28 protein-coding genes and 1 tRNA gene are annotated in these 25,722 nt (G+C 55.0%); 20 read left to right on the forward strand and 9 right to left on the reverse strand.

Annotated elements, in window-relative coordinates; translation table 11 throughout:
* Nucleotides 1-103 precede the first annotated feature (103 nt).
* The 7 genes from G6Q15_RS08540 to G6Q15_RS08570 all read left to right on the forward strand — a co-directional run bounded on the left by G6Q15_RS08540 (nucleotide 104) and on the right by G6Q15_RS08570 (nucleotide 7,009).
* Nucleotides 104-1,270, forward strand: coding sequence for a phosphoserine transaminase (locus G6Q15_RS08540; RefSeq protein ID WP_164117958.1), 1,167 nt, complete (start codon nucleotides 104-106; stop codon nucleotides 1,268-1,270).
* Nucleotides 1,271-1,388: 118 nt separating this feature from the next.
* Nucleotides 1,389-2,972 carry a phosphoglycerate dehydrogenase gene (gene serA, locus G6Q15_RS08545; protein WP_164117760.1) on the forward strand — a complete coding sequence of 528 codons (1,584 nt, stop codon included), beginning with the start codon at nucleotides 1,389-1,391 and terminating at the stop codon, nucleotides 2,970-2,972.
* Nucleotides 2,973-3,032: 60 nt separating this feature from the next.
* Nucleotides 3,033-4,142, forward strand: a complete 1,110-nt coding sequence (locus tag G6Q15_RS08550) for an ATP phosphoribosyltransferase regulatory subunit (RefSeq protein ID WP_164117960.1) — start codon at nucleotides 3,033-3,035, stop codon at nucleotides 4,140-4,142.
* Between the two features lie 112 nt (nucleotides 4,143-4,254).
* Nucleotides 4,255-5,544 (forward strand): adenylosuccinate synthase, encoded by a 1,290-nt coding sequence (locus tag G6Q15_RS08555; protein ID WP_164117762.1) that lies wholly within the window; start codon nucleotides 4,255-4,257, stop codon nucleotides 5,542-5,544.
* Between the two features lie 16 nt (nucleotides 5,545-5,560).
* A complete protein-coding gene (locus tag G6Q15_RS08560; RefSeq protein ID WP_164117764.1) occupies nucleotides 5,561-6,505 on the forward strand; it encodes a MarR family winged helix-turn-helix transcriptional regulator in 945 nt (314 codons plus the stop codon).
* 118 nt (nucleotides 6,506-6,623) lie between these two features.
* A tRNA-Val gene (locus tag G6Q15_RS08565) sits at nucleotides 6,624-6,699 on the forward strand.
* Between the two features lie 94 nt (nucleotides 6,700-6,793).
* Entirely contained in the window at nucleotides 6,794-7,009 is a 216-nt protein-coding gene (locus G6Q15_RS08570) for a hypothetical protein (RefSeq protein WP_205518133.1), read from the forward strand.
* A 15-nt stretch (nucleotides 7,010-7,024) separates the two neighbouring features.
* Here the strand turns inward: G6Q15_RS08570 and G6Q15_RS08575 are convergent, their stop codons facing one another.
* Complete coding sequence (locus tag G6Q15_RS08575; protein WP_240330821.1) at nucleotides 7,025-7,648, reverse strand: TlpA disulfide reductase family protein; 624 nt, start codon at nucleotides 7,646-7,648, stop codon at nucleotides 7,025-7,027.
* Here G6Q15_RS08575 and argH point away from each other — a divergent pair.
* The 4 genes from argH (at nucleotide 7,641) to G6Q15_RS08595 (ending at nucleotide 11,436) form a co-directional block, all read left to right on the forward strand.
* Nucleotides 7,641-9,044, forward strand: a complete 1,404-nt coding sequence (argH, locus tag G6Q15_RS08580) for an argininosuccinate lyase (RefSeq protein ID WP_240330822.1) — start codon at nucleotides 7,641-7,643, stop codon at nucleotides 9,042-9,044. The two genes, G6Q15_RS08575 and argH, sit on opposite strands and share 8 nt — an antisense overlap.
* A gap of 22 nt (nucleotides 9,045-9,066) precedes the next feature.
* The gene (locus G6Q15_RS08585; protein ID WP_205518134.1) at nucleotides 9,067-9,315 is read left to right on the forward strand and encodes a hypothetical protein; all 249 of its coding nucleotides are present in this window, start codon (nucleotides 9,067-9,069) and stop codon (nucleotides 9,313-9,315) included.
* Between the two features lie 62 nt (nucleotides 9,316-9,377).
* Entirely contained in the window at nucleotides 9,378-10,652 is a 1,275-nt protein-coding gene (lysA, locus tag G6Q15_RS08590) for a diaminopimelate decarboxylase (protein WP_164117771.1), read from the forward strand.
* Complete coding sequence (locus G6Q15_RS08595) at nucleotides 10,645-11,436, forward strand: bifunctional precorrin-2 dehydrogenase/sirohydrochlorin ferrochelatase (protein ID WP_164117965.1); 792 nt, start codon at nucleotides 10,645-10,647, stop codon at nucleotides 11,434-11,436. The genes lysA and G6Q15_RS08595 overlap by 8 nt, the downstream gene beginning before the upstream one ends.
* On the opposite strand, the gene G6Q15_RS08600 is transcribed toward G6Q15_RS08595, so the two are convergent.
* Both G6Q15_RS08600 and G6Q15_RS08605 read right to left on the reverse strand, forming a co-directional pair.
* Entirely contained in the window at nucleotides 11,433-11,861 is a 429-nt protein-coding gene (locus G6Q15_RS08600) for a PaaI family thioesterase (protein ID WP_240330823.1), read from the reverse strand. The genes G6Q15_RS08595 and G6Q15_RS08600 overlap by 4 nt on opposite strands.
* Nucleotides 11,858-12,256, reverse strand: a complete 399-nt coding sequence (locus G6Q15_RS08605) for a PaaI family thioesterase (protein ID WP_164117969.1) — start codon at nucleotides 12,254-12,256, stop codon at nucleotides 11,858-11,860. Before G6Q15_RS08605 ends, G6Q15_RS08600 begins: the two co-directional genes overlap by 4 nt.
* A 190-nt stretch (nucleotides 12,257-12,446) precedes the next feature.
* Here G6Q15_RS08605 and G6Q15_RS08610 point away from each other — a divergent pair, with 190 nt between their 5' ends.
* The 4 genes from G6Q15_RS08610 to G6Q15_RS08625 all read left to right on the forward strand — a co-directional run bounded on the left by G6Q15_RS08610 (nucleotide 12,447) and on the right by G6Q15_RS08625 (nucleotide 15,045).
* Complete coding sequence (locus tag G6Q15_RS08610; RefSeq protein ID WP_164117773.1) at nucleotides 12,447-12,614, forward strand: hypothetical protein; 168 nt, start codon at nucleotides 12,447-12,449, stop codon at nucleotides 12,612-12,614.
* 8 nt (nucleotides 12,615-12,622) lie between these two features.
* Nucleotides 12,623-13,603, forward strand: a complete 981-nt coding sequence (locus G6Q15_RS08615; RefSeq protein ID WP_164117775.1) for a hypothetical protein — start codon at nucleotides 12,623-12,625, stop codon at nucleotides 13,601-13,603.
* The gene (locus G6Q15_RS08620; protein WP_205518136.1) at nucleotides 13,603-14,517 is read left to right on the forward strand and encodes a transposase; all 915 of its coding nucleotides are present in this window, start codon (nucleotides 13,603-13,605) and stop codon (nucleotides 14,515-14,517) included. The genes G6Q15_RS08615 and G6Q15_RS08620 overlap by 1 nt, the downstream gene beginning before the upstream one ends.
* A gap of 72 nt (nucleotides 14,518-14,589) precedes the next feature.
* Entirely contained in the window at nucleotides 14,590-15,045 is a 456-nt protein-coding gene (locus tag G6Q15_RS08625) for a DUF2721 domain-containing protein (protein WP_164117777.1), read from the forward strand.
* A 22-nt stretch (nucleotides 15,046-15,067) separates the two neighbouring features.
* Here the strand turns inward: G6Q15_RS08625 and G6Q15_RS08630 are convergent, their stop codons facing one another.
* Complete coding sequence (locus G6Q15_RS08630) at nucleotides 15,068-15,697, reverse strand: c-type cytochrome (protein WP_164117779.1); 630 nt, start codon at nucleotides 15,695-15,697, stop codon at nucleotides 15,068-15,070.
* 67 nt (nucleotides 15,698-15,764) lie between these two features.
* Nucleotides 15,765-15,887, reverse strand: coding sequence for a hypothetical protein (locus G6Q15_RS12295; RefSeq protein ID WP_275897596.1), 123 nt, complete (start codon nucleotides 15,885-15,887; stop codon nucleotides 15,765-15,767).
* Here G6Q15_RS12295 and G6Q15_RS08635 point away from each other — a divergent pair.
* Nucleotides 15,886-16,794, forward strand: a complete 909-nt coding sequence (locus G6Q15_RS08635; protein WP_164117781.1) for a prephenate dehydratase — start codon at nucleotides 15,886-15,888, stop codon at nucleotides 16,792-16,794. The genes G6Q15_RS12295 and G6Q15_RS08635 overlap by 2 nt on opposite strands.
* A gap of 37 nt (nucleotides 16,795-16,831) precedes the next feature.
* Here G6Q15_RS08635 and G6Q15_RS08640 read toward each other — a convergent pair whose 3' ends face one another.
* Both G6Q15_RS08640 and polA read right to left on the reverse strand, forming a co-directional pair.
* Nucleotides 16,832-17,956 (reverse strand): NAD(P)/FAD-dependent oxidoreductase, encoded by a 1,125-nt coding sequence (locus G6Q15_RS08640; protein ID WP_164117783.1) that lies wholly within the window; start codon nucleotides 17,954-17,956, stop codon nucleotides 16,832-16,834.
* A gap of 2 nt (nucleotides 17,957-17,958) precedes the next feature.
* Nucleotides 17,959-20,751 (reverse strand): DNA polymerase I, encoded by a 2,793-nt coding sequence (gene polA, locus G6Q15_RS08645; protein WP_164117785.1) that lies wholly within the window; start codon nucleotides 20,749-20,751, stop codon nucleotides 17,959-17,961.
* 238 nt (nucleotides 20,752-20,989) lie between these two features.
* Between polA and G6Q15_RS08650 the strand changes: the two genes are divergently transcribed.
* Nucleotides 20,990-21,268 (forward strand): hypothetical protein, encoded by a 279-nt coding sequence (locus G6Q15_RS08650; protein WP_164117787.1) that lies wholly within the window; start codon nucleotides 20,990-20,992, stop codon nucleotides 21,266-21,268.
* A gap of 119 nt (nucleotides 21,269-21,387) precedes the next feature.
* Here the strand turns inward: G6Q15_RS08650 and G6Q15_RS08655 are convergent, their stop codons facing one another.
* Entirely contained in the window at nucleotides 21,388-22,845 is a 1,458-nt protein-coding gene (locus G6Q15_RS08655; protein ID WP_164117789.1) for a S41 family peptidase, read from the reverse strand.
* Between the two features lie 480 nt (nucleotides 22,846-23,325).
* Between G6Q15_RS08655 and G6Q15_RS08660 the strand changes: the two genes are divergently transcribed.
* Nucleotides 23,326-23,604, forward strand: coding sequence for a hypothetical protein (locus G6Q15_RS08660; protein WP_164117787.1), 279 nt, complete (start codon nucleotides 23,326-23,328; stop codon nucleotides 23,602-23,604).
* A 52-nt stretch (nucleotides 23,605-23,656) separates the two neighbouring features.
* Here the strand turns inward: G6Q15_RS08660 and G6Q15_RS08665 are convergent, their stop codons facing one another.
* On the reverse strand, nucleotides 23,657-24,550 hold the full coding sequence (locus G6Q15_RS08665; protein WP_164117790.1) for a LysR family transcriptional regulator: 894 nt from the start codon (nucleotides 24,548-24,550) through the stop codon (nucleotides 23,657-23,659).
* Between the two features lie 122 nt (nucleotides 24,551-24,672).
* On the opposite strand from G6Q15_RS08665, the gene G6Q15_RS08670 reads away from it, so the two are divergent.
* Together G6Q15_RS08670 and G6Q15_RS08675 are read left to right on the forward strand one after the other, a co-directional pair.
* Nucleotides 24,673-25,089, forward strand: coding sequence for an MAPEG family protein (locus G6Q15_RS08670; protein WP_164117792.1), 417 nt, complete (start codon nucleotides 24,673-24,675; stop codon nucleotides 25,087-25,089).
* Between the two features lie 34 nt (nucleotides 25,090-25,123).
* On the forward strand, nucleotides 25,124-25,645 hold the full coding sequence (locus G6Q15_RS08675; RefSeq protein WP_164117794.1) for a DUF1993 domain-containing protein: 522 nt from the start codon (nucleotides 25,124-25,126) through the stop codon (nucleotides 25,643-25,645).
* Nucleotides 25,646-25,722 lie beyond the last annotated feature (77 nt).

The raw sequence follows: 25,722 nt of genomic DNA on the forward strand, positions 1-25,722 counted from the left end.
CCTCTCATATTTCCCGCTTGCCAATGCTGCATTGCATCATTACGCCGGTAATTGGGCCACGCGGTCCCAACGCCGCGCGAGCTCTCTGTAAGGAGAGAATATGATGAGTAACCAAGTACCGGCGGAGCCGACGCTCCGTCCTGAACGCCCGTTTTTTTCTTCGGGTCCCACAGCCAAACATCCTGGCTGGTCTTTTGATAAACTGAAAACTGAGAGCTTTGGCCGTTCGCACCGTTCGGCTGTCGGCAAGGCGCGGCTAAAATATGCCATTGACCTCAGCCGTGAGATTCTCGGCATTCCTGATGATTATTTGATCGGTATTGTTCCGGCGTCTGATACGGGCGCGGTGGAGCTTGCTATGTGGAACATGTTGGGTGCGCGTCCGGTGACCGTTGCTGCGTGGGAAAGTTTCGGCAATGTGTGGATCCAGGACGCTGTCCAACAGTTGAAACCGGCAGGGCTGAACACATTGCAGGCCGATTATGGCGAGATTCCGGATCTTACCAAAATCGACGGGGGTGACGATATTGTTTTCACCTGGAACGGCACGACATCGGGCGCGAAAATCCCGAATACGGACTGGATTGCGGACGACCGCGACGGCGTTACGATCAACGATGCCACCAGCGCGATTTTTGCGCAGTCGATGGATTGGGCGAAGCTTGATGCCACCACGTATAGCTGGCAGAAAGTCATGGGGTCGGAAGCCGCACACGGCATGCTGATCCTCAGTCCGCGTGCGGTCGAACGGATTGAAAGTCATGACCCCGACTGGCCGCTTCCCAAAATCTTCCGCGTCAAAAAGGGCGGTAGACTGAACCGCGCAATATTTGAAGGCGCGACGATCAACACGCCGTCGATGCTGGCAACCGAAGATTATATCGCGGCGCTCGAGTGGGCCAAATCGATAGGCGGGTTGCAGGAATTGCATGCCCGCGCCGATCGCAACGCCCAAATCGTCACCGACTGGATTGAGGCGACACCGTGGCTGCGCAATATGGTCAGCGATCCGGCCAAGCGCACCAATACCGGTGTCTGCATGGTGTTTCAGGGCGATTATTATGATGGCCTGGACGATGATGCCAAAGCAGCCGTGCCCAAAACCATTGCCCAAATGCTCGACGACAAGGGCGTTGGCTTTGATTTTAACGGCTACCGTGATGCACCGCCATCGCTGCGTATCTGGTGCGGCTCGACCGTGGAGGAAGAAGACCTCCGCCGCCTGCTACCCTGGATCGAATGGGCCTATGCCAAAGTGCAGGCCGGTTAATTCTCAAATTATATGATCGTCATTCCGGCGAATGCTGGAATCTCCTGCTACAAAGCGCCAGATTAGTGGAGATCCCTGCCTTCGCAGGGATGACGGCCTAAAATTGAAGGACAATTTTATGCCTAAAGTACTTATTTCCGACAAAATGGACCCGAAAGCCGCGCAGGTTTTTCGCGAGCGCGGTGTTGAGGTTGATGTGATAACCGGCCAGACACCCGAAGAGCTGGCAGCGATTATCGCCGATTATGATGGGCTTGCTGTCCGTTCTTCCACTAAAGCCACGCCGGAACTGATCGAAGCTGCCACCAACCTGAAGGTCATTGGCCGTGCAGGAATTGGTGTTGACAATATCAATATTCCCGCCGCTTCGGCCAAGGGTGTGGTGGTGATGAACACGCCATTTGGCAACTCGATCACTACCGCTGAACATGCCATCGCCATGATGTTCGCGCTCGCGCGTCAGATTCCGCAGGCGGACAGTTCGACGCAGCAGGGTAAATGGGAAAAATCGAAATTTATGGGTGTCGAGCTGACTGGCAAGACACTCGGCCTGATCGGGGCGGGTAATATCGGTTCGATCGTAGCCGAGCGCGCGTTGGGTATCCGTATGAAAGTGATTGCTTATGATCCGTTCCTGACCCCAGATCGTGCTGTGGAACTGGGTATTGAGAAAGTGACGCTGGATGAGCTTTTGGGTCGCGCAGACTTTATTACGCTGCATACGCCGCTCACGGATCAGACGCGCAATATCCTGTCCAAAGAGGCTTTGGCCAAAACGAGAAAAGGTGTGCGTATTATCAATTGTGCACGCGGCGGATTAATCGATGAGGCGGCGCTCAAGGAAGCACTCGAAAGCGGCCATGTTGCAGGTGCTGCGCTCGACGTGTTTGCCGAGGAACCGGCGAAAGAGAATCCGCTATTTGGTGCACCGAACCTGATCTGCACGCCGCATCTGGGCGCCTCGACGGGCGAGGCACAGGTTAATGTTGCGGTTCAGGTAGCCGAGCAGATGGCTGATTATCTGGTGGATGGCGGTGTCACCAATGCGCTCAATATGCCCAGCCTGTCGGCGGAGCAGGCACCCAAGCTGAAGCCCTATATGGCGCTGGCGACGCAGCTGGGTACTCTGATCGGCCAGCTGGAAAGTGAGAATATCAAAGGTATTTCGGTGGAAGTCGAAGGTGCGGCAGCCGAACTGGATCAGAAACCGATTACGGCGGCAGTCCTGGCGGGACTCATGCAAGCTTATAGCCAGACGGTGAACATGGTGAATGCGCCTTTCCTTGCAAAAGATCGTGGACTGGATGTGCGCGAGATTCGGCATGAACGCGAGGGCGACTATCATACGCTGGTACGGGTCACGGTCAGCACCAATGATGGTGAAAAATCACTCGCTGGCACATTGCTGGGCAACGAACAGGCGCGGCTTGTCGAGATCTTCGGAATCAAGATGGAAGCCAATCTGGATGGCAATATGCTCTATGTCGTGAATCAGGATGAACCCGGATTTATCGGGCGCTTGGGGTCCACACTGGGCGAGGCCAATGTCAATATTGGCACTTTCCACCTTGGCCGCCGTGGCAATCGTGCAGGAGGTGAAGCAGTGCTGCTGCTGTCAGTCGATTCGGCTGTGGATGAGCCGGTGCTGTGGAAAGTGTGCCAGCTTCCGGGTGTGAAAAGCGTCAAGGCGCTGCGTTTTTAAGGGTTCACGGGAGGGCAGTTATTGCCTAGTGAGCACTGAACCTTTTTTCCGGAGGAAATGATGACTTCCGACCTGCTTCCAGAAGGGCTGCAAGACAGCCTGCCGCCTGTAGCTGAGGCTATGGCGGATGCGCGGCGTGCGATGATGGATGTTCTGTCATCGCATGGCTTTAACCGTATCCAGCCGCCTATGGTGGAATATGAACGTTCGCTGGGCAGCCGGATGGAAGGCGTGGCGCGTGATACCATGTTCCGCTTTGTCGATCCGGTTTCGCTGCGCACCCTGGCACTGAGGTCGGACATCACGGTGCAGGTCGGGCGGATTGCCAGCACGGGGCTTGCGTCGGCGCCGCGGCCGCTTCGGCTGAGCTATTGTGGGCCGGTACTGAAAATCCGAGCAGGGCAGTTGGAGCCCGAACGCGAACGGACACAGCTGGGCGCAGAGCTTGTCGGCAATGACAGCGTCGCTGCGGTCATGCAGATGGTGGGTGTGGCGATAGAAGCGCTCAGAGCGGCGGGTGTGCAGAATATCAGCATCGATTTTACTCTGCCTGATCTGGTTGATACCCTGGCAGCATCTACCTTCCCGCTCGATGCGGGCAAAATTGACGCGGTGCGGCGCGAACTGGATGCCAAGGATGCGGGCGGCATCACGGCGCTGGGTGCAGATGCGTACCTGCCGCTGCTCTATGCCGCAGGGCCGCTGGATGATGCGCTGGACAAACTGGCGGCGATCGATGCAGGCGGCGCGCTTGCAGGCCGCATTAAAGCGCTGCGTGAAATAGCTGCGCCGATTGATGATGGTGTGAGTGTAACGCTGGATCCCACGGAAAGACACGGCTTTGAATATCAAAGTTGGTTCGGTTTCTCGATCTTTGCAGAGGGATATTCGGGTGCATTGGGGCGCGGCGGCACTTATACGGTCCGCCATGGCGACGGCACAGGTGAAGCGGCCACCGGATTTTCGCTTTATCCCGATCCATTGACAAAGGCGGAAGGCAGGCAGGCACAGGGCAGGTATCTGTTCCTGCTGCTCGGTCATGATATGCGGGCTGCTGAACAGCTTCGCGCTGCAGGCTGGCGGACAATCGCAGCACTGGATGAAAATGATGATGCGGCAACGCTGGGCTGTACCCATATTCTGGATAATGGCGAGGCAAAGGCCCTGTGATCATCCAATGTGACTATCTGGCGCAACCATTTAATTGCGGGTGGACGCTCATGACCTGCGGCGATAGAGACGTGATGGCGTTTGAGCCGATCAGATGTAAAGGATAAATGCTTTGGCAAATGTGACTGTAATTGGCGCGCAATGGGGCGATGAGGGCAAGGGCAAGATTGTTGACTGGCTCGCGCGGCAGGCGGATGCGGTCGTCCGCTTTCAGGGCGGCCATAATGCGGGCCATACGCTGGTGGTGGGCAATGAAGTTTATAAACTCTCGCTGCTCCCTTCGGGTATTGTGCGCGGCACATTTTCGGTGATTGGCAACGGTGTGGTGCTCGATCCGTGGGCGCTGAAAGAGGAAGCCGAAAAACTGCGCGGGCAAGGAGTTGAAATTACCGCTGAAAACCTGGCAATTGCCGATAATTGCGCGCTGATCCTGCCGTTCCACCGCGACCTTGATGCGCTGCGTGAGGATGCCAGCGGTAAAGGTAAGATTGGCACAACGCGGCGCGGTATCGGTCCGGCGTACGAAGATAAAGTGGGCCGCCGTGCGATCCGCGTATGCGACCTTGCGCATCTGGATGATCTGGGACCGCAGCTTGACCGGTTGTGCGCACACCATAATGCGCTCCGTGTCGGATTTGGTGAAGAGCCGATTGACCGGCAGGCGCTGGTTGAGGAATTGCGCGAAATCGCCGATTTCGTGCTCGAATTCGCGCAGCCGGTATGGAAACGCCTGAATGAAGTGCGCAAAGCCGGCGCGCGCATTCTTTTTGAGGGCGCACAGGGCGTATTGCTTGATGTCGATCATGGCACCTACCCGTTTGTCACTTCATCCAACACCATATCCGGCTCGGCAGCGGGTGGGAGTGGTCTTGGCCCCTCTGCCACCGGGTTCGTGCTGGGCATCGTCAAGGCATACACAACGCGCGTTGGTTCCGGGCCGTTCCCGACTGAGCTCGAAGATGCAACCGGACAGCGACTGGGTGAGCGCGGCCACGAATTTGGCACTGTGACAGGGCGGCAGCGGCGCTGTGGCTGGTTTGACGCCGTGCTGGTGCGCCAATCCTGCGCAGTATCGGGCGTGACCGGCATTGCACTCACCAAACTGGATGTGCTGGATGGCTTTGAGAAAATTCGTATCTGCACCGGTTACCGACTGAACGGTCAAGTCCTGGATTACTTCCCTTCCAACGCAGGTGACCAGGCGGCGGTCGAGCCTATTTATGAAGAAATTGAAGGCTGGTCCGAAACTACCGCCGGCGCGCGCAGCTGGGTCGACTTGCCTGCACAGGCCATTAAATATATCAAACGTGTAGAAGAGCTTATCCAATGCCCCGTGGCATTGGTCTCCACCTCGCCGGAACGCGAAGACACAATATTGGTGAAAGACCCGTTTGGCGACTGATTAAGGCATAAGCCATATGACGACTGATTATTCGGTATCTACATCACGCAATGTCCTCATCATATCGGATCATGCAGATATGGCTGTGCATATGACCGAAGATGTGCAGGCTGCCGGGGGACGCGCCACTGGCCCGCACAGCGTCTCTGAACTGGCGTGCGATGCGGATGTGGTTCAGGGCGCACATGCGGCCTTTATCAACATGGCTTCAGCTAACGGCGCTATGGAGCAGCTATTGCGTGATCTTTCATCACGCGGCTGCCACATCACCATCGTTACGCAGTTACCGTTTCTGGACACGTTATATGATGCACTGCCCGATGACAGGACGCATATCATTGTTGGATATAATCGGGCGGAAAATATCTTGGCGCTCGCCGCTATGTTGCGCCCGGTGCCGCAAGTCAGCCATGAGAGTGATGGCGGTGGCGCTGCAAATGAATTGCAACATATAACCCGGCAGGTTTCGGCAATAGCACAGCGGCTTGTCGAATTATCGGGTGAATCCGACTCGGTGCGATATGATGGCTATGCGCATGAGAGCGGCTCTGATTATCGGGGGCAACCGGCCAATTTCGAAAACGGCCTGACTGACGCCAAAAGGAAAGCCAAACCGCTGACAGCCTCTGCGGTTCGTGACATATTGCGTGCACGCAGGATGCGTGACCGTTTCTTTGAAGGCGGGCTGTTTGCCGATCCGGCCTGGGATATGTTGCTGGACATGACAGCCGCGCATCTGGATGAAAGCCAGGTTTCGGTATCCAGCCTGTGTATCGCGGCCTGTGTTCCGCCGACCACCGCGCTGCGCTGGATAAAGGTGATGACCGAACAGGGCATATTTGAACGCCGCGCCGACAATGCCGATGGTCGCCGTGTATTTATTGCACTTTCGGATCATGCGCGGAAAGCGATGCGGGATTATATGCAGGCGATTCAGGAACAGGGTCTGGCCGCACTGTAAGGGCGTGTATGCGGGATGACGACGTTAATTGTGCTGTGCCGGGTAAAATAAAATGCGCTTCTTTATCATTTGGGGTTGCCAAGGGGCAAAAACTTTGGCAATTGGCGCGTCCCGATGGGGGCGATTAGCTCAGTTGGTAGAGCGCTTCGTTTACACCGAAGATGTCGGCAGTTCGAGCCTGTCATCGCCCACCATTTCCCCTTCCAATATGTTCGTGCCCCCCTGTTTTCAGGTGATTCTGTACGCTCGTTCATCTTACAGCAATGTTTGCTTGTTACATTTGTGCCCATGTTGAAGAGGGGAGCATATCTGATCGCTTTGTCGCTGCTGGTTCCGGCCGGTGCAGCGTTCGCCGCTGATCGTCAGGACTGCCCCAAACAGAAACGCCTTCTTCAACTTTCCGAACTGCAGCAACTGCAGGATGAAGTTGCCGAGGCAGCGAATGAAAGACGCGCTCCTAAAACACGCAAGTGCAACAAGGCAAAGCCTATCATATTGATGTAAGCTGACTTTGGCTTCTCACCCTTCAGGATTGGCCAGTGTTTCCTCCAGTAATGCTGCTGCACGTGAGCCGTTCCAGTCCATGCTGCCCGTCATGCGCCAAACTTCTTTGCCCGCTGCATCATATAGCACCGTGGTGGGCATGATGCCGGTCTGATAGGCAAAATTCAGACCGTTTTCCGTATCCAGAAAAGGCCGGATTGTCTTGAATTCTGCCTCACTGAAATAAGGATCAACAACATCTTCACCCTGTATATCCTGCGATACGGTGAGGACGTGAAGCCGTGCCTTTTCCCGCGCAGCCAGCGCATCGAGCGTGGGCATTTCATGGACACATGGCGCGCACCAGGTGGCCCATAAATTGACTAGAACAGGTTTACCTTTAAAATCAGACAGGCTGGTGGGAACACCATCTGGTCCTTCAAAACCGATATCGGGCATGGTACTACCGCGCTTGCTGATGTCGAGTGTGCCGCTGGCCGGGCCCTTTGCCTGGCCAGTTCCATTTTCATCACTCACAACAATTCTGGTGCGATCACCTTGCTCCGCACCGTCCGATTGCGTATCGCAAGCGGAAACTGTCAGCAATAAAGCGGCGGATATGGCCGCACAGAACGGAAGTGATTTTTTGAGTATGGGCAAGAAAAACTCCAATAGCATGTGGGGCGGGCGGTTTGCAGGCGGCCCGTCGGCAATCATGCAGGAGATAAATGCTTCGATCCCGTTCGACAAGGCCCTGTGGCAGCAGGATATCGAAGGCTCGCTCGCCCATGTCGCAATGTTGGCGGCACAAGACATCATATCAGCGGACGATGCCGTGCAAATTTCGACTGGCCTGAAACAGGTTGCAGAGGAATTTGAAAAGGACGGTATCGCCGAAAACTGGGATTTGGAAGACATTCATATGCATGTCGAGGCGCGGCTGACTCAGATTATCGGCTCCGTTGCAGGCAAGCTGCATACCGCGCGTTCACGCAATGACCAGGTGGCGACCGATTTCCGCCTATGGGTGCGTGATACGATGGATGCTGCGGATAGCGCGCTGGAACAGCTGCAAATAGCGCTGGTGACGCGTGCGGGCGAACATGCCGCATCGATTATGCCGGGTTTTACCCATTTGCAGACCGCACAGCCAGTGACGCTGGGTCATCACCTGATGGCTTATTATGAAATGTTTGCGCGTGACCGGTCACGTTTTTCTGATGCCCGCGCACGGCTTAACCAATGCCCGTTGGGCAGCGCGGCACTGGCCGGGACAGGCTTTGACCTGGACCGGGACATGACAGCAGCGGCGCTGGGTTTTGATGCGCCTACCCGCAACTCGCTTGATGCTGTGTCCGACCGTGATTTTGCGCTCGACTATCTGGGCGCAGCGGCGCAGTGCGGCCTGCACATGTCGCGGCTGGCGGAGGAAATGATTATCTGGGCCAGCCAGCCATTTGGCTTTGTGTCTTTGCCCGACAGTTTCTCAACCGGATCATCGATCATGCCGCAAAAACGCAACCCTGATGCGGCTGAGCTGGTACGCGGCCATGCGGGGCGGATTATTGGGTGCCTGAATGCGCTGATGATAACGATGAAAGGTCTGCCGCTCGCCTATTCCAAGGACATGCAGGACGACAAACCACCAGTATTTGAGGCTGGGGGGCTGTTCATGCTTTCTCTGGCGGCAATGACGGGCATGGTGGCAGAAACCACGTTCAACACCGGCCGTATGCGCGAAACGGCGGAGCTTGGCTATGCCACGGCCACCGATCTTGCCGACTGGCTGGTGCGCAGTGCAAATATTCCGTTTCGCGAAGCGCATCACATCACCGGGGCTGCCGTGAAGCTTGCTGAAAACAAAGGGTGCGCACTCGATGCGCTGGAGTTGGATGAATTGCAGGCGATTGATACGCGCATTACAGACGATGTTTACACGGCACTGTCTGTCGATGCCTCGGTCGCGAGCCGCAACAGTTATGGTGGAACTGCGCCTGACGCCGTGCGTGAACGCGTGGCCGAAGCGATGCAGGCTTTGAACATGGAAAACATGTGATTTTTATGGCAAGGATGGACACATGACACGAATGAAACAGATTTTATGTGTTGGCACAGCTGCGTTTGCGCTCGCCGCCTGTGGTAATCGTACGGAACTGAAACCACAGGCCGGCAAAAGCCTGCCGGTCGTGCCGCTTGGTGCAGAAGCGCCTAAAAAACCATCCGAACTGCTTGAACCATCCACACAGGCCCGGCCTGAGCGCAGTGTCGAGCTGCTGCGCCGTAGCGAAGAGCGCGAGGATGATGAATTTGACCTGCCGCCTGAATAGGCCGCACTTTCAGGTTCCCATAAACCATATCAGATAGACAAGATTGAACGGGCCACAGCATTATGGATCATTTCCGGCTAAAAAATGGCGTCCTGCACGCGGAAGGCGTGTCTTTGTGCGAAATAGCCGATGCGGTAGGGACGCCGGTCTATATCTATTCATGCGCGACGTTGCGGCGGCATGCGCGCGTTTTCCGCGAGGCGCTGTCGCCATGTGGTGATGTGCATATTGCCTTTGCAATCAAGGCAAATCCCAACCTTGCGGTCCTGAAAGTGCTGGCGTCGGAAGGATATGGCGCTGACGTGGTATCGGGCGGTGAGATGGAACGTGCGCTAAGAGCTGGTGTGGCGGCGGACGGCATTGTTTTTTCAGGTGTCGGTAAAACCGGTGATGAAATGGCGCGCGCGCTGGATGCAGGTATTGGCCAGTTCAATCTGGAATCTGAGGAAGAGGGCGTGGAGTTGGCGGCCACAGCTTCGTCAAAGGGCATGACAGCCAATGCGGCACTGCGCGTCAATCCTGATGTTGATGCGGGCACGCACGGCAAAATTTCAACTGGCAAGGCAGAGAATAAATTTGGTGTGTCGATCCATCAGGCAGCCGCCATATACGCACGGCTGTCGGCGTTGAATGGCCTAAACATGCACGGTGTGGCTGTGCATATCGGCAGCCAGTTGGGCAGCCTGGACCCGCTGGAGGCGGCATTTGTGCGGCTGGGCGACCTGATTGCGGAAATCCGTGCGGCGGGTGGCACAGTGACGCATGCCGATCTGGGCGGCGGATTGGGCGTACCCTATCGTCCCGGCGAAAATCCTCCAAGCCCCGCGGAATATGGCGCGATGGTGGCACGGATCACGAAAGACTGGAACGTGCAGCTGATGTTCGAACCGGGCCGGGTAATTGCGGGCAATGCGGGCGTCTTGCTGACCAAAGTGATCCGCGTGAAGCCGGGGGCAAATCATCCATTTGTTATTGTCGATGCGGCGATGAATGACCTTGCGCGGCCCGCATTATATGAAGCCTACCATGATTTTGCGGCAGTGCAGCCGGACGGCGCGTGCTTTACCGCTAATATCGTGGGGCCTGTCTGCGAAACCGGCGACACATTCGCCATGGGGCGTGAAACAGACGTGGTGCAGGCAGGCGATCTGGCTATATTTCGCACGGCAGGTGCCTATGGCGCAACCATGGCAAGCACCTATAACAGCCGCGATCTTGTCCCTGAAGTGCTGGTTGATGGCGATCGTTATGCTGTTGTTGCCGATCGCATAATGGCAAGCACGGTCGCTGATGCAGAGCGTGTGCCTGAATGGCTGCTGGACGGGGATGATGCGTAGCACGCCTTTTTTCCTGCGCTTGAATGGCCAGCCTGTTATCCTGCTGGGTGAAGGTGAAGCTGCTGCGGCGAAACGACGTCTACTTGAACGCGGTGGGGCCGTGATTGTTGGTGAAGACAATGCCGATGCGCGTATCGCCATGGTGGCGATGGAAGGTGAGGAGGAAGCCATCGCAGCAGTCAAGCGGCTGAAGGCAAGAGGTTTGCTGGTGAATGCAGTGGACCGGCCTGCCTTATGCGATTTCACTACGCCCGCCATTATCGACCGCGGTAGCGTGCTGGTTGCCATGGGCACGGGCGGCGCATCCGCTGGCCTTGCCAAGGCACTCAGGCAGCGTTTCGAGGCTTTGTTGCCATCCTCACTGGGCGACCTTGCCAATGCGCTATTTGCCGCGCGTGCTACGATTAAGGCAAAATGGCCCGATCCAGATACCCGCCGCCGCGCTATTGATGCGGCGCTGCAGCCGGGCGGTGCGCTTGATCCGCTTGTACCGCATGATGCAGAGGCTGTTGCCAGATGGTTGGAAGATCCCGATACATCGCAGCAATCCGGCGCATTCACCATTGCACTGCGCAGCAATGATCCCGATGACCTTACCATCAACGAAACCCGTCTGCTAGGTAGTGCAGATCGGGTATATCACGACGTACATGTACCCAAGGCCGTGCTCAACCGCATCCGCGCCGATGCCGTGGTATTTGCGCTACCGGACATGGATGATGAGCAGTCACCATCCGGAGATGAAGTCATTATTACGCTGCTAAGCGTAGATGACGCTGCTTAGCTCTCCGCAGCCGACAACAGGAAGTTCATATTGGCAGAAGCGATAGGCTTGGTCGCATCATCCTGCCACGCTTCGGCGGTTACATTGGCCACGCGCCGACCGACCCGGGTGATGCGGCCTATGGCATAGGTGCGCTTTTCCAGCCCACCGCGCATGAAATCGACGGTGATATTGACAGGTTTGAGGCGCGCTGGCGTATTGCGGTGCGTGGCGAGGTGGCTGCGCAGCGCTGCAACAGCCGCCATTTCGAGCAGTCCGCTGAGTGCACCGCCGTGCAGATAGCCGGGACGGCCTGTCACTCCTGTGCTGAAGTCGAATGCGAGCACGGGTGTATCGTCCAACATATGATCTGCGACGATGCCCAGATGGTCCGCATAGGGCGGCAGCATATCTGCAATTTTTTCGAGTGTCACAGTGCCACTCATGCTACGAACTTTTCAACGTTGATAAATGTACCGGCCACATGCGCGACCGGATCATCTGCATCACCGTCATGAGCGATGCCGCGTACAAAGGCGACTGAACGTGTTATGGTATAGCACTCACCCCGGCCAATCACTGTTTTGCCCGGCCGTGCAGCGCGCATGTAATCGACGCGCAGGTCAAGTGTCACCTGCGGCCGGAATTTGCCAAGATGCGTCCAGACCGACAGGCTGGTGGCATTGTCCATCAGGCTGATAATTGGCCCCGATGCGATAATCCCGGTTTCGGTGTCGCCGATCAGCCGTTTGTCATAAGGCAGGGCAAGCTCGACCCAGTTGTCGCCATGTGCATGGTAAACCATGCCGATATGTCCGCTATGTCCGTGCTTGGACATCATGCCCTGAAATACGGACGGGTCAAACCTGTCACTGGCTGCGCGTGATTTCTCTAGCGCCGCGGCATGTTCACTAATGCTTGTCATGCACCATTAATGGGGATTTGGCAGGGATATTACAAACTATTAATTAGGTAATTAACCACCCTTGCCATAGCTGTTTCTGTATCATTCGGATATGATGGAGAGAGACATGAACCTTCCCAAGATCGACATTGGCACGCTTCCCGATATGGACAATATGGTGGGTGCATTTGGTGCAACGGTGCAAAACATACCCGACCTTAACATCACGACCGATCTGTGGATTGTGGTGGTAATCTATATTTATGAATCCCTTCCCGAAGGCGTGCTGTTTTAACCTGAACCATGCATATTGGTGATGCGCTTGCCGCGCTGAACAGTGACAGTGTATATCAGGATAACCTGATCACGCATGCGGCCAAGCTGAAAACAGCCTGGCAAGAGAGCAGCGATGGTATGATGGTGGGTACTGCGCTCGATCAAATCGCAACTTTGCCCAAAGAAGGAAGCGCCGCAAAAAAGCTGGCTTATCAGCTTGTCAGTGAGAGTGGATGGGCGCTGCGCTGGCTTGATTTCTTTACAGCGGCGCAGCAGGAGCGGCCATTTCTCCAGCCAGCGTTCCAGCATTTCACGAACGGCATTCTGCATTCCGTGGTAATTGCGGATACATCGCATGCAACATTATCGTTGGCCGCGCTGGATGGTGCAGCGTTGCAACAGGCAAAGCGGGCAACGGATGGCAGCGCGGATATTGTGGGTTTCACCCCGAGCACGGTGTACATGAAAATATTGTGTGGCAGCGGTGAGGCCGAATTTTACAGAAAGGCTGAACTGGACAGCGGTGCAACAACATGCGCGGCCTCAGCGTGTGAAAAGGTGCAGCCAGGCAAGCTAGTCGTGATTGATGGCATTAGTGAATCGGTTCGCTTCGCACGCGCACATGGCCATATTCTGATGCTGCGCATATTACTCAAACCATTGAACGCGCGGCCCAGGCAGGAATTTGACGCGGCAACGGGCCGGTTGGTGTTTCAGGCAAGCGGCGATGACCGCGAGACCCGGATGCAGATGATGCTGGCACTGCTGCGTACCATGGAACGCAGCGACGCAGCACCCGTCATGGCAATGCTCTCAAGGCGGGGCAGCGCGTATATGCGGTGGCAGGCAGTGCGCGAAACGATCGCCACTGACACACGAACCGGTGTGAACGAATTGCGGCATATGGCGGAGCAGGATGATGTACCCGAATTGCAGGCCCTGGCCGCCCGCACGCTCGCCGATCTGGAATCACAATACCCGCAGATTCACGAGGTAAAGCGGGCTTGATGCCGCGCATATTGGATATAGAAACCGATGCTGTCATATCATTGGACGAATGCGTCGGCCGGCTGGGGCAGGGGGGCTTTGACGCAGGGGACGGTGGCTCGCTCCACTATGCTGCCACTGCGCTCAAACAGCTTGCCAATAACCGCGATTTCCTGGGTGATATGATATTGGACGAATTGAAAGCCACTGCGGGTAATACAGAATCACGGGGTAGTGGTGGCGGCTATTCAGCGCAGGTCATCATGCTGTCCCGTCCGGCACGCAGTTTCTATCTGCGCGCTAACATCTGGCCCGCGCAGAACGAATATCTGATGCGCAGCAGCGGGTCAGCACCGTTTTTCTATAACCTGCCGCATGACCATAATTTCAGTTTCCTGACTGCCGGTTATCTGGGTCCAGGTTACTGGAGCGATTATTATGAATATGATTATGACAGCGTTGCGGGCTATGCGGGTGAACCGGTGGACCTGCGCTATATGGGAACAAGGCGGCTGGAACAGGGTCAGGTTATGCTCTACCGCGCGCACCGCGATGTCCATGTGCAGCGCCCCGCCGATAGCCTGTCGGTATCGCTCAATATCATGCAGATGAACCATGCACAGGGGTGGTATGACCAGTACCGTTTTGACGTGGAGAATGGTAGGATAGCGGGCATCCTGTCATATGGCTGCGCTGATACTTTGCTGCACCTCGCTACGGCGGCGGGCGGGGACAACGGTCTTGACCTGGCGGCGGAATTTGCCCAGCATCATCCCAGCGAAAGGATGCAGATGAGCGCATGGCGCGCGCTTGCTGCGCAGTGCGGCGACACAGATTGCCAGCGCACACATTATGAAGCCGGACTATCACATGACAGCGCGTTGGTGCGCGGTGAATGCCGACATATGCTGGCACAGCATTTCGGAAGCGATTGATAAAGGCGCATTGCGCAATCCGTGCGGCGCATTATATCTGTGGCTTCTCATAGGTGCAGACAGGTGAAACCCATGCTTCAAATCGGCGCGGAAAATATGGCCGGACTTATTCAGCTGGCCATGGCCCCGGCCTTCCTTTTGGTGGGGGTTGGCGCGATGTTGCAGCTTTTTGCCGGTCGGCTTGCGCGGGTCGTGGATCGCAGCCGTGTGCTCAAATCATCCTATGCAGGCAGCACAGGCAAGGCGCATGACCTGATTGTGGAGGAATTGCGCGGACTGTCACGGCGCATGAAGATCGTCAACAGCGCCATTTTAATGGGTGTATGCGGGGCAATCACCATCGGACTGTTGATTGTGGCGCTGTTCACCATGGCGCTGCTGCATATCTATCTCGGCCTTGTCATTGCAGGCGCGTTTATCCTCGCAATGGCTTTCACCATTACCGGACTGTTGTTCTTCCTGGTCGAGGTGCGGCTCGCGAGCCGCAACATCATGGTCGAGGATTTCTATCTGGAACTGGACCGCTAGAAGCGGGTTCGAAGTCGCAGATTTATTCTGTCATCTGCGGCTCTTCTGCCGCGTCAGTGGTGTCCTCAGCCGCTTCGACAGCTGCAGCTTCTTCGCCTTCGACAGTGTCCTCTGTCGCCTCAGCCGGGGCTTCGGGAAGCGGCAGGTTCGAACCTTGTGAATTAAGATAGGCCAGCAGGTTTGCGCGATCTTCGGCGTTACCGATGCCGGCAAAGCTCATTTTCGTGCCATTGGCGAATTTGCGTGGAGACGCGATCCATGCGTCCATCTGTTCCCAGGTCCAGGTGCCGCCGACATCCTTCAAGGCACCGGAGAAATCAAATCCGCCACGCCCTGTTGCAATAGCTTCACCCATAACGCCGTTCAGGTTCGGACCGATGCCCGCCGCGCCGCCCGCGTTGATAGTATGGCATGAACTGCATTTGCTGAATTGCTTTTCACCTGCGGCAGCATCCGCGCTGGCGAGCAGTGTCGCGAGAGCCGGTCCTTCATCACCGCCTTCGCCGCTTTCAACACCTGCAATTGCATAGCCAGGTTTTTCCAGATGCCCGGCTTTATCCGCGTGGTAATATTTGCCGCTGACAATGGACAGCCCAAGTGCGGCAATGCCCGCGCCCAGAACCCAACCTGCTATCGTATTGCTATCGCTCATATTCTGCCTCTGTTTGTTTCTGTTGAAGGCGCGGCGCCGCTGCCCCCAAAAATATCCATGCGCCCACTTAATCCGGGATGTCCCATGATGCAACAATTGATGCAACAATTCCTGTGCGTTTGGCCAGTGTTTTTTGGCATGTTAACTCTTGCCGCGCCGCCATCATCACGATATCGCCGGAAGCCATCATGTACAGCTATCCTGAAATTGCCAGTAAACGTGTCGCCGAAATGGCGGAAATCGCAGCGAAAACGCCTGAAAGTGCGATATCATTCCAGGGCGCGCCCGGGGCTAACTCACATCTTGCCTGCGATGAATTTGCGCGCAGATTTGCAAATGATGCACCTGTATTGCCGTGCTTTTCATTCGAGGATGCGATTGATGCGGTGAAAGATGGCCGCGCTGGCCGAGCGATGATTCCCATTGAAAATTCACAGCATGGCCGCGTCGCCGACATTCATTTCCTGCTTCCTGAATCAGGTCTGTCGATCGTCGCGGAGATTTTCCTGCCGATCCATCATTGCCTGATGGCGGTGGGTGACGGGCCGTTTGACAAGGTATTCAGCCACCCGCAGGCGCTCGGTCAATGCCGCGCCTATGCCCGCGAACATGGCATGCGGCCGATATCCTATGCCGATACAGCGGGCGCAGCGGCGCTGGTGGCCGAAAGCGGCGATTCATCTATGGCGGCGATCGCACCCAAAATCGCGGCAGAGCTGTACGGGCTTGAACTGATTGCGGAAAATATCGAGGATGCCGACCATAACATGACGCGTTTTGTCGTATTGGCCCGCGAACCGCTTGATCCCGCGCCTGAAGGCCCGGTGATGACGACGTTCACATTCGAAGTAAAGAACATTCCGGCTGCGCTCTACAAGGCGATGGGCGGTTTTGCTACAAACGGCGTCAACATGACCAAGCTGGAAAGTTACCAGCGCGGCGGCAGTTTTTCCGCCACCGAATTTTACGCCGATATCGAAGGCCGGCCCGGCGGCCCCGCAGTCGACCGTGCGCTTGAAGAACTGCGCTTTCACACCAAATGGGTCCGCATGCTTGGCACCTATCCGCAGGGAAGGACGCGCGAGCTGGCAGGGTGACAGTCCGTTTGTTATAAACGGCCATTGTCGGCGAATGTCATGTCACCCGTCTGACCTTATTCATGATCGATTGCGATATGGAATGTGGTATCCGCGACATGATTACGCGTAGCAACGCAGGCGGTAGCGGCCATGTTTTATGCACGGTCGCGCGCGTGCTGGCGGAACGTTTCACAATATCACGAATACGGCGCAACCGCTGTTTTTCGAAAGTGGGCAGTATATCTTGTATATCGCAATTTGCCGCGATATCCGCTAACTCTACAGCATCTTCGATCGAAAGACAGGCGCCTTGCCCCAAATTGGGCTCCATCGCGTGCGCGGCGTCACCAATGGCTACAATACGGCCTTTCCCTAATTTGCGCGGTGCCTTTTTGGCGTGAATTGAAAAAGGGATTAGCGCTTTGTCATCCGTGCCGGATAAAACTGTTCCAATTTCAGGTGCCCAGCCCTCCATGCGGTGTTTAATGTCATCAAGGCTGAGTTTCGTATTATCATGTGGCGCGGCCTCATCACACATATAAAACCAGTATCGGCGGCCTTGGCCCGCATCAAATATACCTATGCGCTGCCCATCTTCCCAATATTCGCGCCCGATACCATCATGCGTATCGCCCATATCCTTGACCAAGGCGAGATAGCCGCCATAACCGGCATGTGAAGGTGTGTTTGCCAGTATTTCGGTGGCCTGCGGTGACCAGATGCCATTAGCTAATATGACCAAGTCCGCACTGAGTGTTTCGCCATCCTGCAGCGTGACGGATGCTGTCTCATCGTCTTGAGCTATATCGCGGACCAGCGCGTTATTACGAAGGCTTTCGTCCGGTATCTGCTCCAGCAATGCGGATTGTAATAATGACCGTGTTGGCAGATAGGCGCCGATATCCTGCCGCGTCAGATGCGGGCCGCTGATAGGCTTGCCGGTGGACGTAAGCGCTGCAAACCCTTTTATTTGCGCGGCTTCGGCTTCGATACGGTCTGCTGCCTGAATGTCGCGCAATGCCAAAATGGCGTTTTCCCAGATGGAAAGTGCTGCCCCCATGGCCTCAAACCGATCGGCCTGTTCCAGAACGGTAACGCTATAGCCAGAACGCCGGAGCGCTATTGCTGCCGTAAGGCCAGCTATGCCGCCGCCTACAATAAGGGCAGTCCTGGCCCGCATGATCAATGCGCCGCACCCCAGCTTTCTCCGGTGCCGATATCGACGCCGAGCGGGACGCTTATCTCGACCATTGGTCCGGCGGCTTCAGCCATTATGGTGCGGATTACTTCGCTGGCGGCCTCCACGTCACCTTCCGGCAATTCAAATACCAGTTCGTCATGCACCTGTAGCATCATGCGGACATGACCCAGTCCAGCCACTTCCAGTGCGGGCATCATGCGGACCATGGCGCGTTTGATGATATCGGCGCTGGTGCCTTGTATCGGCGCATTGACCGCGGCGCGTTCGCTGCCCTGACGTTCGGTCTGGTTCTTGGAATTGATTCGTTCGAAATGCGTTTTTCGGCCAAACAGAGTCTCGGTATAGCCGCGGTCTTTGGTGGTCATCAGTGTTTCGCTGATATATTTCTGGATGCCCGGGAAGCGCGCAAAATAGGTGTCGATCATGTCTTGCGCCTCGTCTGCGCTGACTTCGAGCCGCCCGGCCAAACCCCAGCGGCTGATACCATAGAGGATAGCGAAATTGATCGTCTTGGCGCGCCCGCGTGTATCGCGATTGACCTCGCCAAACATTTCCTGCGCGGTGCGGTTGTGAATGTCTTCGCCCTCGGCAAATGCCTGTTTCAGCGTCTCGACATCGGCCATATGCGCGGCTAAGCGCAGTTCGATCTGGCTATAGTCGGCGGCAAGGATGACATTGCCGTGCTCCGCCACAAAAGCATGGCGGATCTGCCGGCCAATCTCGGTGCGGATCGGAATATTCTGCAGATTGGGATCGGTCGAGGCGAGCCGGCCCGTCTGTGCGCCGGTCAGGCTGTAACTGGTATGGACGCGGCCGGTATTCGGATTAACCTGTTCCTGCAGCGCATCGGTATAGGTGGACTTGAGCTTCGACAGTTGTCGCCATTCGAGCACTTTGCGGGCAATTTCCACGCCCTCTTTTTCGAGCTTTTCCAGCACGGTGACATCGGTTGAATATTGTCCCGACTTGCCTTTCTTGCCGCCTTTCAGGCCCATTTCGCCAAACAGCACTTCGCCCAGTTGTTTCGGGCTGCCAATCGCGAATTCACGCCCTGCTATTATATGGATTTCCTTTTCAAGTTCACCCATTTGCGCGGCAAATTCGGACGACAGATGCGCGAGTTTTTCGCGGTCCACCTTAATGCCTTCGCGCTCCATACCCGCCAGCACGGGGATCAGTGGACGATCCACGCTCTCGTAAACGGTCGTGCCACCTTCATGGCTGAGCCGTGGCTGTAAAACATGCCATAGACGCAGCGTCACATCGGCATCCTCGGCGGCATATTTGGTCGCGTCTTCAATGGGCACTTCGGCAAAGCTGATCGCTTTTTTGCCTGTACCGGTGAGCGATTTATAGCTGATACATTCATGGTCCAGATGCAGCTTGGCAAGCGCATCCATACCGTGCCCGCCGCCGACACCGCGTCCAGCGTCCAGGGCGAAGCTGATGACCATCGTGTCATCAATCGGGGAGAGTGCGATATTGTGCTGCGCCAGTACATTCATGTCATATTTGAGATTCTGACCGATTTTGAGCACAGAGTCATTCTCGAACAGCGGCTTTAACAGTTCCAGCGCGCGTTCGAGCGGGATCTGTTGCGGCTTTTCGGCAAACATGTCGCTGCCGCCATGGCCAAGCGGGATATAACAGGCCTCGCCAGGTTCCAACGCAAGGCTGACCCCCACGAGCCGCGCCGTCATGGCGTCAAGCGAGTCCGTTTCAGTATCAACCGCGACCATGCCCAGATAATGCGCACGTTCGATCCATTGCCTGAGCGTTTCCTCGTCCTGCACACAGACATATTTGTCATGATCGACGGGCGGCATTTCCTTAAGCAAGGGGCCGCTACTACTGGAATCACTTGTCTTGGAGGCGCCCTTGCTGCTGCCGTTTGTATCACCAGAATCCATACCCAGCTTGCGTAGCAGGCTGTTAAATCCGTGCGCTTTTAGAAAATCGGCGAGCGGTTCAGGCGGAATGTCCTGAAGCTTGAAATCATCAAGTGGGATAGGGAGCAGGCAATCTTCTTTGAGCGTCACCAATACCCGCGATAGCCGTGCATCTTCCTCAAACTCAATCAGGTTCTCGCGCATCTTCGACTTTTTCATTTCGGGCGCAGCTTTCAACACACTGTCGAGATCGCCATATTCATTGAGCAGCTTGGATGCGGTTTTGGGGCCAATGCCTTTTACGCCAGGGATATTGTCCGCGCTGTCGCCCATTAGCGCAAGCATATCGCCGACCAGTTCGGGACCGACGCCGAATTTTTCCTGCACTTCAGGAGCCATGATGCGCGCGCCCTTCATGGTGTCGAGCATGTCGACGCCAGGTTCGATCAGCTGCATCAGGTCTTTGTCGGATGAAACAATGGTTACCTGCCAGCCATCGCGCACCGCTGCTTTGGCATAGCTCGCGATCATGTCATCGGCCTCGACATTCTCTTCCTCGACCACATCGAGTGAAAAGGCGCGTGTGGCATCACGGATCAGCGGGAATTGTGGGATCAGATCATCAGGTGGTGGCGGGCGATTCGCCTTATACTCGTCGTAAAGGTCATTGCGGAAACTCTTCGAAGACTTGTCGAGTATCACCGCCATATGCGTGGGGCCATCGGCCTTGTGCAGGTCTTCGGCTAGTTTCCACAGCATCGTGGTATAGCCATAGACCGCGCCGACTGGGGTCCCCTCAGGATTGGTGAGCGGTGGCAAGCGGTGATAAGCGCGGAAAATATAGGCGGAGGCGTCAATGAGATAGAGGTGTTTTTGGTCTGTCATGCCACTATCATTAGCAGCCAGTGTGAGCGCCGTCACTTGTGAACTGCGCGCAAACCACAGTTTGTTATGCGCCGAAAAAGAGCGTTATGGTAATGGCCAAATTCTGTGCCAATTTGGCGCTTCACCGCAAATATACGCGGTTTTGCTTGCGTGACAGACCCAAGGCGACTATTACCCGCGCCGGGTGGAGAGATTTTTCTTAAATCCCTTGATACAACAATTAAAGGTACTTTTTAATATGCGTAAATTTGTAATTGCCGGCGCTGTTGCCGTTGCTGCTCTTGGTCTTTCTGCTTGTTCAGAGCAGACACAGGATGCTGCTGGTGAAACAGCTGACTCGATGGCTGAAGACGCTTCTAACGCTGTTGAAGCGACAGGCGATGCTGTTGAAGGCGCTGCTGAAGCTACAGGCGATGCCGTTGAAGGCGCAGCAGACGCGACAGCCGAAGCTGTTGACGGCGCTGTTGACGCAACAGGCGAAGTTGTTGAAGATGCAGGCGAAGCCATGCAGGACTAAGCTTTACGCTTAATCCAAAATAGAAAAAGGGCGTGCTTCCTTTCGGGAAGCACGCCCTTTTTTATCTGCTGTATTCGTTTTCCGCATGCTGTGTGTACATGAAAACGTGATTGTCTGAACTAGAAGCTACCTGGCACTTCGCGCTGATAAGGCGAGGGTATACGCGGGATAAGCAGTTCATTCGCTTCGCTTAGGGCTTTGCGTGAAGTAGAAAGTCCGGACTGACCGCTGCTCGCTATAGCTGTACAGCTATCACCTGCGATGAAGTCGAGCGCCTGGCGCGTCGACCCTTCACCTGGATCGCCCATCTGGATCGAAAGTGTGTCTGGCGCGCTGCATGTGGTGTCCAACGTTGTGGAGAGGCCAGAGAAATATTCACCTTCACCGTCTTTATTCTCGGTCTTGAAAGCAACGACACGCATCCGGTCATCACAATCAGGTTCATCAATTGCGATTTGGCCTACCGGTTTACCGAAGGTGTTGCTGCCAACAAGCGCGAGATCCGCGCCGAGATAGGCGGCCATGCTGTTGGTCACCAGTTCGCTGGCTGATGCTGTGCGGCCACTGCCGATAACCGCGATCTTTGCAGGTGCAACTGAGTTGGAATTGGTCTGAAAATTACGTTGTGAATTATTGGATGCTTTTGAAGCGCGAAATGTTGTGCGTGAATATACGTCAGATGCGTTGCGGTTGCGTCCGAGCAAGTCGCCCATAAGCTCTGCTGTCCTGACGAGGCCGCCTCCGTTATAACGGAAGTCAATAATGACATCTGTGACATTTTGCGCGCGAAATTGTGCGAACGCATTTTCAAGAGCGGGCTCTGCCGTGTCGATAAATGTGCGCAGGTTGACATAACCGACTTTCTTGCCGCGGTCGTCAATAATTCGCACACCGAAACGCGGAGAAATCGGAGGAAGCGCAAACTCTGCCTTGGTGACCGTCACGTTCCGGGTGCCCGCCGAATCTCTGACCCGCAATACGCGGCTGACACCAGCATCATCTGGACCAAGCGCATTTATTAACGGACCAGAGCTGCCGCCGGAAATAAGGCTGCTTACTGTCTGCAGGTTATTCACGGTCGTGCCAACCGCCAGGATTTCCGTACCACGGTCAATACCCGCAGCCAATGCAGGAGCACCTTCATAGGAATCGATAATGAAAAGCTGGTTTCCGCCGGAAAAAGACAGACGGAAACCGAAGCCGGCGCTGGAACCGCTCTGGAAAAACGCATTTTCTTCAGCGATTGAGGTTATATATGTGAAGTTGCGGTCCTTGTCCTGCGCGCGTGCTGTTGCAGTCAGCGCATCAATATAATCCTGCACGGTGCTAAATTGTGATGGATTAACATTGGCAACGACCAGTTCCGGGAACAAATACCATTCGTCAATCACTGCCTTCACAAATTCCTGACGTGAAGAAAGCGAGCAGGTAGAAGTAGGAGTCGGTGAAGGTGTGGGCGTACCAGCAGTTGGCGGTGCTGTTGTGACGGTCTGGCCATTATTGTCACCTCCGCCGCATGCGCTCAACATGGCAATGATGCCAAGAGCAGCACCGCTTTTGAACTTGAAAGATGTCATTTGTGGTAGTCCTCGCCGTAAAACATTATCGTTAACCGGGACCATTTCTTTGGCTCCCCGGCCATACATATTAAACTATACTTTAATACAGAGTGCGCACAATAACCTAAATTATCGTTTTCAACGAGTAACATTTTGAAACACATCCCTCAGGGTGTTGAAAATATACCGTTGTTGAGACGGCTGTAAGGCAACAGCCTGAAGGTCTGGAGCCTGCTCCTATTTAGACAGTTTGGCTCACAAACACTATTTTTTGCCTTCAAAGTGATATTTCGTAATGTAAAAATATGTATCAAAATGCATTTTTATCTTTATAAAAAAAGTATAAAAACAGCATTTTAGATATATTTAACTGACTGCAATTAACCTGCAGAGGGTTGCTACCTTGCGGCCATAATGACGAACATCTATATTGGAAATATGGGAGGCGGGAACTACTTCTTAAATCCCTGGGTTTAACTACTAAAGGTACTTTTTAATATGCGTAAATTTGTAATTGCCGGCGCTGTTGCCGTTGCTGCTCTTGGTCTTTCTGCTTGTTCAGAGCAGACACAGGATGCTGCTGGTGAAACAGCTGACTCGATGGCTGAAGACGCTTCTAACGCTGTTGAAGCGACAGGCGATGCTGTTGAAGGCGCTGCTGAAGCTACAGGCGATGCCGTTGAAGGCGCAGCAGACGCGACAGCCGAAGCTGTTGACGGCGCTGTTGACGCAACAGGCGAAGTTGTTGAAGATGCAGGCGAAGCCATGCAGGACTAAGCTTTACGCTTAATCTATTGAAGAAGGCGCGTCCCCGAAGGGATGCGCCTTTTTATTCCAATATTCCCAAAAACATTGGCTTAAGCGGGCGTAGAACGCTCTCTGCAAAATTCATGAATGCCCGCACTTTTGCGGTTCGGCGCAGGTCACTATGCGTTAAAATCCAGATATCGCGTGACGGTTTGGGCGGTGCAGTTGTTGCTCGCACCAGTCCAGGCACGCTATCGGCTAGAAAACACGGCAGCATTGTTAACCCCATGCCCGCGCGAGCCAGTTCGATCTGCATATTCATATTGGCGAATGTGCCCCAAGCCGGAACTTTTGCAAACTGGGTGTCCTGCGCCCATTCCGGAAATGGCGTTACATTGTCACCCCATCCAATCCAGCGTGCTGACATGCTGTCACCAGTTATATCATGCCGCTCCAGATAATCGGGTGAGGCATAGATACTGGTATGATAGGGAAAGAGTTTGCGGCCCACCAGCGCCTCTGGCGGATCGTTATGCATACGTACAGCCACATCGGCTTCGCGACGAGCCATGTCGAGCTGTTCGAAGCTGGCAATGATTTCCAGATCAAGTTCGGGGTGCAGCGCGGCAAATTCGGGAAGCCGTGGTGCAAAAGCCCGCACTGCAAGTGGCTCGGCTATCGTGACGATAAGCTTACCATGAAGATCATCGTCGCGGCCCGCAATATGGCGCGTCACGTCATTCAGTTCTTCGGCAAAGCCATGTGCGGCGACGGCAAGTTCTTCACCCGCGCTGGTAGGGGCATATCCGGCCGGCAACCTGTCAAACAGGCGTGCACTCACCGATTTCTCAAGACTATCGATGCGGCGACTCACGGTACTGTGGTGTACGCCGAGTTTGCTGGCTGCTCTGCGAACAGTGCCTTCACGCATGACGGCGCGGAATATACGGATATCTTCCCAGTCCATGTTTTTCATGCCTAGCCTATAGCCTCCATCGTCATGCGGTGCAAATTTGCACCTAATAGTCTCATCATACTCTCTCGCTATCATATTTATGCGCCGTTACTTTGATTTCATAATTTAAAGGAGATACGTTCATGACCATGCCGCTTATCACCGCAACTGCCGCTGGTGTAATTATCATCCTACAGGTAATATTAATGATTACTGTCGGTCTGCATCGTGCCAAAACAGGCATATCTGTGGGAACAGGTGAAGACCGCGATATGGAACGCAAAATGCGCCGCCATGGTAATCTGGCCGAAAATTCCGGTTTGTTTATTGCCGCACTCGCATTGCTGGAAATAGTGGGCGCAAGCCGTCCATTGGTGCTGGGCCTTGCGGTTACCTTTATCATCGGGCGGCTGGCACATGTATTTGCCTTTTCTTCACTCGTGGGGTCGCACAATGAACCGGGCGGCATGATTTTCACGGTCGGGCGCGGTGTTGGCGCGCTGGCCACCTTCGGCACAGGCATGGTAATCGGCGTGTCATTGCTCATATACACACTATAAATTAGCGCATTTGCACATCTGAAAGGAGGACATCATGTCCATTTCCATATCGACAATATATAAAGCCACCACTGCACAGGCTTTGGGAGGGTTAACCGGTATTTTGGCCAAAGCGCGTGACCATGTAAACGCGGCCGGCGCGGCGGAAGATGATTATCTGCAATCACGCATTATAGAGGATATGCACCCGATGATCTGGCAGGCACAGATGATCAGCGAATTTGCCGTGCGCGGCGGTGCAAGGCTGTCGGGCAAGCAAACCGAAGATATGGTGGATATACCTTTTGAGGAAAGCAGTTTTGATGATCTGATTGCGCGGGTGCAAACATGCCTGGCGATGGTCATGGCCTATGATGACGCTGTTCTGGATGGTGCGGGTGATACGGAAATTACCATGCCGATTGGCCCGGATCAGGAATTGACTTTGACAGGACAGAGTTACCTTTTGTCATTCTATCTGCCCAATCTGTTTTTCCATGTGACGACCGCTTATGATCTTCTACGAGGCAAAGGCGTGGAAATCGGCAAACGTGATTTCCTGAATTTTGGGGGATAGCGCTAGCCGCAGTTGCAACATCAAAAATGGGAAAGGGCCGAAGCATCGCTGCTCCGGCCCTTTCTTTTGCTTTGGTT

Origin of the sequence: Sphingorhabdus sp. Alg239-R122, assembly GCF_900537065.1 — a bacterium.
Taxonomy (GTDB): Bacteria; Pseudomonadota; Alphaproteobacteria; order Sphingomonadales; family Sphingomonadaceae; genus Alg239-R122.